The following is a 12313-nucleotide window of genomic DNA, read 5'->3' on the forward strand; positions in this document are numbered from 1 at the left end:
TTGCTTGGCGACCATAGCATTTTGGACCCACCTGATTTCCATGCCGAACTCAGAAGTGAAACGAAATAGCGCCGATGGTAGTGTGGGGCTTCCCCATGTGAGAGTAGGACATCGCCAGGCTTTAAATATCGTTATTTGCATAGACAAGTAACAACATCATCAGTGTACTAATCTGTTGATGACAATTTGTGGAGAGATGGCTGAGTGGTTGAAAGCACCGGTCTTGAAAACCGGCATACGTTAATAGCGTATCTAGGGTTCAAATCCCTATCTCTCCGCCACTATTCAGAAGCCTCGCTAGAAATAGCGAGGCTTTCTTCGTTTCTGACGCTTGGAAATTTGTTAGGGACTGGACTTAATCCCTTAGTCGAACGTATCCCTGCACTATGTCACTTGAGAAGCCTTGCTTTAAGCGCGTTCTCGCTATCCACGGGTTGTGCTGCGACAGAAGTTCATAACTTTATCTTCTAACGAGAACCATCAAGTCTGAGTATTGGCATTCCTACCTCTAAGGGTGAAGTGTTTCTGTTAACAAGAGACTTGTCTTTACTCTTTACTCTATGTTACGTGCGTTAGCGATCTTAGTGTTACCTAATGGCTATTCGCTATCTTGCCCTAGTTGGTACAATAAATACGCTCTAAGCATTGTATAGGACAGTCCTTCATTGAAGAGAATGGAGAGTATCGGAGCTTATGTACCTATTTTTGCTTCCTGCACTATTTCAAGTTACCTGTATTTTGTTAGTAGAGCTCCTTCCTAGAAACTTATATTTGGTTGTTCGCCTTGAAGAAAGTGTGCAAGCTATTTTTTAGAGGATTTTATTGGGCTTAATGGAGTGCTGCTTGGAACGAATTAAGGAAGCTTTGCAGGGCTTCCCAATGAAGTTCAGGCGATTGCAGGGCATTAGCTCTAGTGGATATTGCAGGTTTGTGGAGTGTTGATGAGTGACAGGCAATAAAAAAGCCGACAGTAAACTGCCGGCTTGGTTAGATGACTGCTACTTAGTCGTTCTGGACGAGCGTGAGAGCTTTACGAGAGACTTCGTGAGCGGCTTTAGTTAGATTCTGCTTCTCTAGTGTATCTGCTAGGAATGCATAATCAGAGACGTCAGAGCGAAGCTTTAAGGCGATCTCAAAGTGGTCTTGGGCTTCTTGCCACTTCTCTTGACGGAAATAGAAGTGCGCTAATGCGCTATGCGCTGCGGCGTTATCTGGCTCTTTCTTCACTACTCCCTCTAAGAAAACCACGACAGGGTGGATATCTGGCAGGTTTAGATCTGGCAGTAGTTGATAAAGCTCAGGAGCCGGTTGTTTTTTCAATGCTTCTTTTAGCACAGTAAAGGCTTCAGCATCTGCTTTCCGGGCTATCAACTCACGAGCAAAACAGGCGACTAGGTGTGTGTCTTGTTTTACTTTGCGTGCAAGGCCATTCCAATGAGAGATAAGCCCTTCGCTACCTTGCTGCTGTGCTACTTCATGGAGTAAGCCGCATTGCGCCTTTTGAATCAGCTCTGCGTGTTCTTCTTCCGTGATGAGTTTTGCTTTGGTTAATTGTGGCAAGAGGTCAATAAGAGGTTGCCACAATTTTAGCTGCATGTACGTTGTTTTCAGCAAGTTCAATACAATCGAATTACTCGCATACTGACCTTTTAACGATTGCAAAGTATCGAAAGCAGCCTCGAACTCGTTGTCGCGGATAAATTGTTTCGCTCGAGTCAGCTCTACTGCGAGATGAGCATTCTCTTGCTGGCTTGCTAGCTCCAGGTAGTGATCACGTTTTGCTTTATCACCTTGACCTTGTGCAGCTTCAGACGCGACTAAGTAACAAAGTAGCGGCATATCGTGATGATTTGCCCAACGAGTCACTTTTTTCTCGGCACCTTTCCAGTCTCCTTCAAGGAGTTTAATAATGCCTTCATTGGTGTATCGACGGGAATGGCGCATTTTGCGCACGCTGAAGTAGTTCCATGTTGTAGAACTTGCGTAAACTAGCTTTTTAATTAGGTACTCAAGTAGAAAAAGACCTGCGAGTGCTGCGATAACGAATACGACCAATGTCGTTACGCTCATCTCGATCGTTTTCTCAGCGATGGAGATGAGTACATAGCCTTGCTGACCAGAAAATTGAGTGCCAACAAATAGTCCTGCACCTAGTACAACAAATAGGAAAATAAGACGAAACATTACTTATCCTCCATACCTGTCATCGTTGTGACTTCGCGACGTAGGCGCTCACGGATGACATCTGATAGTTGAGACTGACTTTGCAGTTTCGTTGGGTATTCCACTTGAATGTTTTGCTGGCTTAACTGGTTAACAGTTTTGTTGAACTCTTTAACGGAATTATCGTCTTGGTTGAAGAAAGCTAATGCCCATTTGTCGGCCGTTTTTAGAGACGTGGTGTAAATTTCACCTTGCTCTTGGTACACCGCTTTTATTGCGGTCTCCAATTTGGCTTTGATGTTTTCTTTTAGGTAAAAGTGTTGCTCAGGAGAAAGCAGTGGAATGACGTTACCATCGCGCGTGCGGAAGGTAATGAAGTTTTCTGAAAAGTCCTTCAGAGAGGTCATTAAGTTATCTTGCCAGTTTGCAATATCTTCAGACACTTCAGTGTTCTCTACGACTTCTGCTTCTGGGAGTAGTGCATTGGCGAGAGGTAGCTTGTCTACTTGCTGTTGCAGAGCAGTTAAGCGTAGTACCAATCCATCACGGTCAATCAGCGGGATAGTACGAAGTTTGGTGATATCGTTCGCCATTGCTTTACGTAGTTTGACGAGGCTAGGGTCATTCAGTGCTGCAATGCGTTGATCAGCACTTTCCATTAGTTGAGTGGCGCTTTCTACGTCATGCTCTAAGAACAGTTTACGACCTGCTAATTTGACGAGGTAATCGGCTTCAGCAAGTAGCCAGTCGTTTGGTCGGCGACCTTTCACATCGGCAATGGCAAGCTGTAAGCTTTCAATGCTCTTCTGTTGCTGTCCAAGTACCACTTCCGCTTTGTGTGTCACGGTCGTTGCTTTCTCGATGGTTTCTTCTTGTACCCGGCTGAGCTCTTGCTTCATGGAAGCTTGAGTGTTTTCTAGCTGACTTTTTAGTTGGGCGATCTGCGCTTGGTAATCGGCTTGCTGCTGATGCAGCTTGTATGCGAGGCCACCGCCAAAAATAATCGATAAGATGATAGCGACTGTGCCTAGTTTAACTCCGCGCTTACCTTGTTTTTCTTCAAATTCGACTTTGGTTGGCTCGGCTGTTTTTGGGGGCTCGGCCACTTTTGGCTGTTCTTTTTTAGGGGCCGCATCCTGCTGCGATGTGCTTTTTTCGGCTAGCGGTGCCGATGAGGTTTCTTCGGAAAGGTTTTTATCGTTATTTTTTTGGTCGTTATTTTTACTTGTCATGCCTATATCCTGTGTAGCTAGGGCTGGAGAGCCGCCAGTAATTCCTGGTTGGATGCGCTTCCCGTGCATCTCACCCGAGTGAACCCCCTTTGAAGTGCGATGTCAGCGATACGCTGACTGGGGATATACAACTCTTGTTGATTAAGCCAAGTCAATTGCTCTGACGTCAATTGGCTGCACAAATAATCCAGTTGCTCACCACTGGTGACGATGATCTGGTCAATTTGTAGGGTTTTCCATAGTGAGACACAGCTTACTGGATCGAATGGGATGAATTCTCTCTTGTAAGTCTCACTATAGTGAACTTTTGCGCCACGTCTCACCAATGCATCTTTGATCAGCTCTCTTCCACCGTTCCCACGAAGGATAAGAACCTGTTGTTGGGCCACATTATTGAGCTCTGGCAGTCGCAATAAATGTTCACTATCACTGACTTGGGGATAGTGTACTTTCTGTTGGGTACATTTGCTTAAATAGTGTGCTGTTTTTTGACCAACGGCAAGGTAAATGGCTTGTTTCGGCCATGATGTCTCGTTGCTGGCTAAGATTTGCTGTGCACATTGCACGGCATGTCGACTAACAGCGATAACAATTTGAGCTTGATGCAGGTGTTTAGAGAGGTGCGTGTCCGTGAGATCGGCGACAATGTCGATCAGAGGATGGTGATATGCGGAAATGCCGTGCCTTTCGAGCAGAGAGCAAAGCGCGTTGCCTTGCTCTCCCGGCCGAGTGACCAACACTGCCATGATTATTCGTGATCTGCGTACAGCTTAGTTAGGATTTCACGAGCGCCGTTATCCAGTAGTTCATTGGCTAACTGCACTCCTAACGTTTCGCCGTCTTTACGATGGCCACGGATTTCACCACGAACAATTTCGCTGCCATCTGGTTCGCCAACTAATGCGCGTAGCCAAATGTTATCGCCATCTAGCAGGGCATAGCTGCCGATAGGTACCTGACAGCCGCCTTCTAGCGTCAGGTTCATTGCGCGCTCACACAAAACGCGGTCTACGGTGTCTTGGTGGTTAAGCGGCTCAAGTAGCTTAAGCAGCCTTTCATCGTCAAGGCGGCACTCAATACCGACAGCACCTTGGCCTACCGCAGGTAATGATTGCTCTGGCTCGATAAAGCTACGAATGCGTTCTTCAAGTTTCAATCGTTTAAGGCCAGCCGCAGCAAGAATGATCGCATCGTATTCACCCGCATCTAGCTTACCAAGGCGAGTGCCCACATTACCGCGGAGCTCTTTAATGATGATATCTGGACGATATTCTTTCAGTTGGCATTGACGGCGCAAACTGCAAGTACCAACCACTGCACCTTGAGGGAGTTCATCAATATTGCTATAGGTATTGGAGACGAAAGCATCACGAGGGTCTTCACGTTCACAAATGGTCACGAGGCCAAGACCTTCCGGGAAATCGACGGGCACGTCCTTCATTGAGTGAACGGCAAGGTCTGCACGGCCTTCTAGCATTGCGACTTCAAGCTCTTTTACGAATAAGCCTTTGCCGCCAACTTTTGCTAGCGGTGTATCTAAAATCACGTCACCTTTGGTCACCATGGTTACTAACTCGACTTCCAAGCCAGGGTGAGCGGCTTGAAGGGCGTCTTTGACAAAGTAAGCTTGCCATAAAGCAAGAGGGCTTTTTCGAGTTGCAATGCGAATAGGTGTGGATTGTGTCATGATCTTCTCAATGCTGTTTGGATTTGGGTTTATCCTACCATTCTCATCAAGAAATGCTTACTGTTAGTTCGTTATCTCTGAGAGCTATGAATGGAATCACATGACGTTATGAAAATAGTGTGACTGGATTCTCAATTAGACTAAGGACTATTATTAGTAATAGGTAATAAGAGCGACACTACCGCGCGATTAATTTTGTGACTAAAGTATGGTTTTGCATCCTGAGTGGTGCGTGGGCGTGAAACTTTACCCGCACCAATAAAAGTGTTAAATTGATCACGTTTTTAGGCCGTTTTGGTTTAAAACGTCAGCAGATTTTCGTGATTGTTCAACCAAGGAATTCCCCTTGCAGGCTTACACCCAAAAAATCATTCAGCGACTAGATAATTTGAATCAGCAGCGAGTTGATCGCGCGCTGGCGCTTATGGATTCGCAAAGCCAGCAAGTCTTCCACTTGATTCCTGCCTTGTTGAACTACAACCACCCTGTGATTCCTGGCTATTACGATGCAGATGTCCCGTTTGGTGTACATGGGCTGGCGCTAAATAGCATTCAACAGCAATTCATTGATGACATTCAACTCGCGATTGGTCAGCCACTTAAGACGGCAGAGAAGCCGGCTATCTTGGGCTTATACACCATGGGTAGTACCTCATCAATTGGTCAAAGTACTTCTAGTGATTTAGATATTTGGGTGTGTATTTCGCCAGATATGGATTGTGACGAGCGAGAATTGCTGACCAATAAATGCTTGCTGATCACCGACTGGGCACAAAGCCAAGGGGTGGAGGCGAACTTCTTCTTAATGGATGAAGAACGTTTTAGAAGCAACCATTCTGAAGAGATGACAGGTGATAACTGTGGCTCATCTCAGCATTTACTTTTGCTTGATGAATTCTATCGCAGCGCGGTGCGTATTGCTGGACAGCGTTTATTATGGCAAATAGTGCCGCCAGAAATGGAAGAGTGTTACGACGAGTACGTTTCTCAATTGTGCAGTGAAGGTTACATTGACTGTAGTGAATGGATCGACTTTGGTAAATTGAACCGCATTCCTGCTGAAGAGTACTTCGGCTCGAACTTGTGGCAGCTATACAAAAGTATCGATTCTCCCTACAAATCGGTATTAAAAGCCATTCTGCTTGAAGCTTATTCGTGGGAATACCCGCATACGCAGCTGCTAAGCATCGACACCAAACGTCGTTTCTTTGCCCATGAGCCAGATCTCTACGGTATGGATGCGTACTACTTAATGCTGGAAAAAGTGACTCGCTATTTAGAGCGAATCCAAGACGACACTCGTTTGGATTTGGTGCGCCGTTGCTTCTATCTCAAAACCCATGAAAAGTTGTCGCGTGAACCGGATGTTGGTTCAGTGGCTTGGCGCCGTGAAGCGCTGAGCGACATGATTGCAAAATGGGATTGGGATGCCAGCGTTGTTGCTGAGCTCGATGATCGCCGCAACTGGAAAGTTGAACAGGTAAAAGTGGTGCATCATGCGTTGCTGGATGCGTTGATGCAGAGCTACCGTAATTTGATTCAATTTGCGCGTCGCAACGACATTACCTCCGCTATCAGCCCGCAAGACATCAGTATTTTGGCTCGTAAGCTTTACGCCGCTTTTGAAGTATTGCCGGGCAAAGTGACGTTGCTCAACCCACAGATTTCCCCTGATTTGCATGAACCGGATTTAAGCTTCATCGAAGTGAAAGATGGTGGTGTGAACAAGTCTGGTTGGTATCTCTATAAACAACCTCTGATCGCGCACCGCATTTTGGGGCAGCCATACTTAGAACATCATGAATACTTGAGCAAGTTAGTCTCTTGGGCATTCTTTAATGGTTTAATCACCGAGTCGACTCGTTTGCACGCGGTAGTGCGTGAAGCGCAACTGGATATCGATAAGTTCTACCAAATGGTGAGCGACTTACGAAATACTTTTGCGCTGCGTAAGCGCCGTCCGACGATGCAGGCATTAGCGAGCCCATGTGAGATCAGCCAGTTAGCGATGTTCATCAACTTTGAAAATGATCCTACGTCAGAGCTTTCGGGCCGTTCACTGAAAGTGGATGTGAAAAATACCGATATCTTCAGTTTTGGTCCGGAACATAAAAATTTAGTCGGCAGTGTCGACTTGGTTTACCGTAACTCCTGGCATGAAGTGCGTACGCTGCATTTCAAAGGGGAAACGGCGATGCTGGACGCACTGAAAACCATTCTGGGCAAAATGCACCAAGACGCGTTGCCACCAGAATCGGTGGATGTGTTCTGTTATGCGAAGAACATGCGTGGTGTTATGCGTAATATGGTCTACCAGCTTTTAGCGGAATGTATCGACTTACGCTTGAAGCCAGTAGAGCAAGAAAAACGTCGCCGCTTTAAAGCGATGCGCCTCGGTAACCAAACTTACGGGCTGTTCTTTGAACGTCGTGGCGTGTCGGTGCAGAAGTTAGAAAACTCCATTGATTTCTATCGTAGTATTTCTACTAACAAACTTAAAGGCTCGCCGCTATTAATGCTCGATCGTGAGCAAGAGTATCAAATGCCAGAAGCGGTGGATGGTTTTGCCAGTGAAGGTCTGGTGCAGTTCTTCTTTGAAGATAATGAAGATGGCTTCAATATTTATGTGTTGGATGAGTCAAACCAAGTTGAAGTGTATCACCAATTCAGTGGCTCCAAAGACGAGATGATTTCGTCCGTGAACAGCTTTTACACATCAGTAAAAGACGACAGTCGTGTTGCGTCGAAATTTATCAACTTTAACCTGCCGCAGTACTACCAGATTATCCATCCTGAAGAGGGCAATGCTTATATCATCCCTTATCGTAATGATGGTTGCTCGCCGCATCGTCCGACGAAAGCGGTAAACGCGTAATTAAACCCGTATCAATAAACAAAAAGAGCACTTCGGTGCTCTTTTTGTTTTGGTGACGATTGACCAGCATTATGCCCAATCAATGGCTTCGCCCGCGTGCTTTTCACACTCTTGCTTCACCATTTCAAATAGCTCCATGCCCGTTTTTGAGCAGGTCCATTTATCTTCAATAAGTTTGAAGTGGAAACCACCAGATTTGGACGCTAGCCAGATCTCATGCATCGGCTCTTGGCGGTTAATGATGATTTGGCTGCGGTCTTCAAATTCCAATGTCATTACGTTGCCAGTGACTTCGTAATCAATGTCTGCGCCTGAATCATCGATGGATTCTTCGATGATTTGCATCTGCGCATCCACCAGTTGATGAAATTCAGTATCGTTCATCCGTCTATCCTATTGCTTTTCCTGAGTGTGGTGCGATTATAGGGGGCATTGATTCAATAATCACGATATGCGAAATGAAAAAATTAGTTACTGTGTTGTTTGTGATGGTTGCCGCGACGTTAGCGGGATGTGGCCAGTCTGGCTCACTATACATTCCAGATGACACTCAACAGAATGAGCAATCACAATAAATAACCGCGCCTTAGGGTGAAATTAGGGTTCAGCAGTCGAATAAAATAAGGGAAGCGAATTTTGGATTACTTCAACTATCAGGATGATGGCCAGCTTTGGGCCGAAGACGTCCCACTTCAAGCTCTTGCAGAGCAATATGGCACTCCTCTTTACGTATATTCTCGAGCCACGCTAGAGCGCCACTGGAAGGCGTTTGATAGTGCTGTGGGTCAACATCCTCATCTAGTTTGCTACGCGGTGAAAGCGAACTCAAACCTAGGCGTATTGAACGCACTGGCGCGTTTGGGTTCGGGCTTTGATATCGTATCAGGTGGTGAACTTGAGCGTGTGATTGCCGCAGGCGGTGATCCGAAGAAAGTCGTCTTCTCTGGTGTTGGGAAAACACCTGCAGAAATGAAGCGCGCTCTTGAGCTAGGTATCAAATGTTTCAACGTTGAATCTGAGCCAGAGCTAGAACGTTTGAACAAGGTTGCGGGTGAGCTTGGTGTGATTGCGCCAATTTCTCTGCGTATCAATCCAGATGTCGACGCGAAAACACACCCTTACATTTCGACTGGTCTTCGCGACAATAAATTCGGCATTGCATTTGATCGTGCGCCAGATGTTTATAAATTCGCGCAAAGCCTGCCGAACTTGAATGTGCAAGGCATCGACTGCCACATTGGTTCTCAGCTGACCAATATCGACCCATTTATCGACGCGACAGACCGTTTATTAGCTCTGATTGATGATTTAAAAGCGCAAGGCATTAACATTCGTCACCTTGATGTCGGCGGTGGTTTGGGTGTGGTCTATCGTGATGAGTTACCACCACAGCCTTCAGATTACGCCAAAGCGTTACTAGGTCGTCTTGAAAATCACCAAGACTTGGAGCTGATTTTTGAGCCGGGCCGAGCAATTGCTGCGAATGCAGGTATCTTGCTAACGCGTGTTGAGTTTTTAAAACATACTGAGCACAAGAACTTTGCCATCATCGATGCGGCAATGAACGACTTGATGCGTCCTGCACTATACCAAGCATGGCAAGATATCGTGCCAGTTTCGCCGCGCACGGGTGAAGCACAGACTTACGATTTGGTTGGCCCTATTTGTGAAACTGGCGACTTCTTGGGTAAAGATCGCGCACTCGTTTTGCAAGAAGGTGATCTACTCGCGGTTCGTTCAGCAGGTGCCTATGGTTTTGTGATGTCTTCGAACTACAATACTCGTACCCGAGCGGCAGAAGTAATGGTGGATGGTAAACAAAGCCACTTAGTTCGCCAGCGTGAGGAGCTGACCAGTTTGTGGCAGCTGGAACAGATTCTACCGGAGTAACACACAACAAATGCATTTCCACTTTTCCAAAATGCACGGTTTGGGCAACGACTTCATGGTCGTCGACTGTATTACCCAGAACGTGTTTTTCTCGCAAGACCTGATCCGCCGTTTGGCGGATCGTCATACCGGCGTTGGTTTTGACCAATTGCTCGTGGTAGAAGCCCCTTACGACCCTGAAACTGATTTCCATTATCGGATTTTCAATGCCGATGGTAGTGAAGTCGAGCAGTGCGGGAATGGCGCGCGCTGCTTCGCGCGTTTTGTTCGCTTAAAAGGGTTGACCAATAAATACAGCATCAGCGTAAGCACCAAAAAAGGAAAGATGATTCTCAACATCGAAGATGATGGAGAAGTGACGGTCAACATGGGCGTTCCAGAGTTTGAGCCGAACAAGATTCCTTTTAAAGCCAAGCAAAAAGAGAAAACCTACATCATGCGCGCTGGTGAAAAAACGCTGTTCTGTGGCGCGGTAAGCATGGGTAACCCGCATGTGGTGACGGTGGTTGATGACGTGGATACTGCTGATGTCGATACATTAGGCCCGCTGCTTGAGTCGCACGAGCGTTTTCCAGAGCGCGTCAACGCTGGCTTTATGCAGGTGGTGAGTCGTGACCATATTCGTCTTCGAGTTTACGAGCGAGGCGCAGGTGAAACACAAGCTTGTGGTAGCGGCGCATGCGCGGCGGTAGCGGTAGGGATTCTTCAGGGTCTGCTGGACGAAAACGTTAAGGTTTCTCTACCAGGTGGTGAACTGCGAATTGCGTGGCAAGGTCCGGGTAAGCCGTTGTTTATGACTGGACCTACAACGCATGTATTTGATGGTCAATTGTCTTGCTAGTAGAAGAAAAAGGAAACGGTTTGTCTCAAGTAGAAGCAGATGCCTTAACGGCTGAAGTGGTGGCCGAGTACCTCAAAGATCATCCCGATTTTTTTGTGCAGCGTCCGGAGCTTGTGGATCGTCTATCTTTCCCACACTCAGACTTGGGTGCGGTGTCTTTGGTGCACATACAAATGAATCGCCAACGTCAGCGCATTGAAGAGTTAGAGGAAGAGATCACCACACTGATGTCGCTTGCGGCGAACAACGATCGCACCTTTTACGAATTTATGGATTTGCAGGGGCAGATTCTAAAGTGTGGTGACTTTAAACAAGTCATTCATTCTATTGAAGAGAAAGCTAAAGCACTGGGCTTACGCGCGTTTGTTCGATTGTTTAGTCAATGCGACGCATCTATTCAATTGAGTAAGGAAAGTTATCAACGTTTTGCGACCACTCACTTAAATGGCAAAGACGCGTACTTAGGGCGTCTGCGTAAAGTGGATCGTGAAGCTTTGTTTGGCAATATGGATGTGCCGGAAATGGGGTCCTATGTGGTACTGCCGCTCGTGAAACAGCAAACACTGGGCGTGCTTGCTTTTTCTAGTGAGGATGGCGGTCATTTTCAACCAGATATGGATACCTTGTTTTTGCGTCACCTATCATTAGTAGTGGCACATCTCGCTCAAACATTGGTATGGCAAAGTTACGATGACGACAACTCCCAACACTCCTCTGCCAAATAGTCTGCAAAAGCCTCTTGAGCGCTTCTATGAATTCTTACGAAGCGAAAAGGGGCTCAGCCTACATACTCAACGCAATTACAAACAGCAGCTAGAAACCATGGCGCAGCACTTGGCTGAAATGGGACTTAAAGATTGGTCTCAAGTTGATGCAGGCTGGGTGCGCCAATTAGCAGGTAAGGGCATGCGGGAAGGCATGAAAGCCAGCAGTTTGGCGACGCGCCTCTCATCGCTGCGTAGCTTTTTCGATTTCCTTATTCTGCGTGGCGAGATGTCAGCTAACCCTGCCAAAGGGGTTTCAGCACCACGTAAAAAGCGCCCGTTGCCGAAAAACCTCGATGTTGATGAAGTGAGCCAACTGCTTGAGGTCAACGAAGACGACCCGTTGGCTGTGCGTGATCGCGCCATGATGGAGCTGATGTACGGTGCAGGCTTGCGTTTGGCTGAGTTGGTGAGTGTGGATGTACGTGATGTACAACTGCGCAGTGGCGAGCTTCGTGTTATCGGTAAAGGCGATAAAGAACGTAAAGTTCCATTCTCTGGCATGGCAACTGAATGGGTTGCCAAGTGGTTGAAAGTCAGGGGCGATCTTGCTGCGCCAGGTGAACCCGCCTTGTTTGTGTCTAAACTCGGAACGCGTATTTCGCACCGTAGCGTGCAAAAACGCATGGCAGAATGGGGACAGAAACAGTCTGTGGCGAGCCATATTAGTCCGCATAAATTGCGTCACTCGTTTGCGACACATATGCTCGAATCCAGCAATAACTTACGTGCGGTGCAAGAGCTTTTAGGACACGAGAACATTTCGACGACCCAAATCTACACGCACTTGGATTTCCAACATTTAGCGCAAGCCTACGACCAAGCCCACCCACGCGCACGTAAAAAGAACGGGGAGTGAGC

The 12313-nt window shown here is 46.9% G+C and carries 10 protein-coding genes, 1 tRNA gene, 1 rRNA gene and 1 pseudogene; 8 read left to right on the plus strand and 5 right to left on the minus strand.

Annotated elements, in window-relative coordinates:
- Positions 1-3 precede the first annotated feature (3 nt).
- Both rrf and L3V30_RS21605 read left to right on the plus strand, forming a co-directional pair.
- Positions 4-120: ribosomal RNA gene (rrf, locus tag L3V30_RS21600) — 5S ribosomal RNA — on the plus strand.
- Positions 121-190: 70 nt separating this feature from the next.
- Positions 191-281, plus strand: a tRNA-Ser gene (locus tag L3V30_RS21605).
- Between the two features lie 721 nt (positions 282-1002).
- Here the strand turns inward: L3V30_RS21605 and L3V30_RS21610 are convergent.
- The 4 genes from L3V30_RS21610 to hemC are packed head-to-tail and all read right to left on the minus strand — an operon-like array spanning position 1003 to position 5082.
- A complete protein-coding gene (locus L3V30_RS21610) occupies positions 1003-2184 on the minus strand; it encodes a heme biosynthesis HemY N-terminal domain-containing protein (protein WP_005393852.1) in 1182 nt (393 codons plus the stop codon).
- Positions 2184-3395, minus strand: a complete 1212-nt coding sequence (locus L3V30_RS21615; protein ID WP_237309842.1) for a uroporphyrinogen-III C-methyltransferase — start codon at positions 3393-3395, stop codon at positions 2184-2186. The genes L3V30_RS21610 and L3V30_RS21615 overlap by 1 nt, the downstream gene beginning before the upstream one ends.
- 17 nt (positions 3396-3412) lie before the next feature.
- The gene (locus tag L3V30_RS21620) at positions 3413-4141 is read right to left on the minus strand and encodes a uroporphyrinogen-III synthase (RefSeq protein WP_046874396.1); all 729 of its coding nucleotides are present in this window, start codon (positions 4139-4141) and stop codon (positions 3413-3415) included.
- A gap of 2 nt (positions 4142-4143) precedes the next feature.
- Complete coding sequence (gene hemC, locus L3V30_RS21625; protein WP_005393847.1) at positions 4144-5082, minus strand: hydroxymethylbilane synthase; 939 nt, start codon at positions 5080-5082, stop codon at positions 4144-4146.
- Positions 5083-5428: 346 nt separating this feature from the next.
- Here hemC and L3V30_RS21630 point away from each other — a divergent pair, with 346 nt between their 5' ends.
- Positions 5429-7957 (plus strand): class I adenylate cyclase, encoded by a 2529-nt coding sequence (locus L3V30_RS21630; RefSeq protein WP_005393844.1) that lies wholly within the window; start codon positions 5429-5431, stop codon positions 7955-7957.
- 69 nt (positions 7958-8026) lie between these two features.
- On the opposite strand, the gene cyaY is transcribed toward L3V30_RS21630, so the two are convergent.
- Entirely contained in the window at positions 8027-8341 is a 315-nt protein-coding gene (gene cyaY, locus L3V30_RS21635; RefSeq protein ID WP_012841286.1) for an iron donor protein CyaY, read from the minus strand.
- Here cyaY and L3V30_RS21640 point away from each other — a divergent pair.
- From L3V30_RS21640 to xerC, 5 genes and pseudogenes are all read left to right on the plus strand, one after another.
- Positions 8321-8532: pseudogene (locus tag L3V30_RS21640) on the plus strand (lipoprotein). The gene cyaY and the pseudogene L3V30_RS21640 overlap by 21 nt on opposite strands.
- A gap of 61 nt (positions 8533-8593) precedes the next feature.
- A complete protein-coding gene (gene lysA / locus L3V30_RS21645; protein ID WP_006743007.1) occupies positions 8594-9847 on the plus strand; it encodes a diaminopimelate decarboxylase in 1254 nt (417 codons plus the stop codon).
- Between the two features lie 10 nt (positions 9848-9857).
- Positions 9858-10688, plus strand: a complete 831-nt coding sequence (gene dapF / locus L3V30_RS21650) for a diaminopimelate epimerase (RefSeq protein ID WP_006743008.1) — start codon at positions 9858-9860, stop codon at positions 10686-10688.
- Positions 10682-11413, plus strand: a complete 732-nt coding sequence (locus tag L3V30_RS21655) for a DUF484 family protein (protein ID WP_006743009.1) — start codon at positions 10682-10684, stop codon at positions 11411-11413. The genes dapF and L3V30_RS21655 overlap by 7 nt, the downstream gene beginning before the upstream one ends.
- Positions 11379-12311 carry a tyrosine recombinase XerC gene (xerC, locus tag L3V30_RS21660; RefSeq protein WP_012841287.1) on the plus strand — a complete coding sequence of 311 codons (933 nt, stop codon included), beginning with the start codon at positions 11379-11381 and terminating at the stop codon, positions 12309-12311. The genes L3V30_RS21655 and xerC overlap by 35 nt, the downstream gene beginning before the upstream one ends.
- Positions 12312-12313: the final 2 nt, after the last annotated feature.

This window comes from Vibrio sp. A1-1 (genome assembly GCF_021728175.1).
Lineage (GTDB): Bacteria > Pseudomonadota > Gammaproteobacteria > Enterobacterales > Vibrionaceae > Vibrio > Vibrio diabolicus.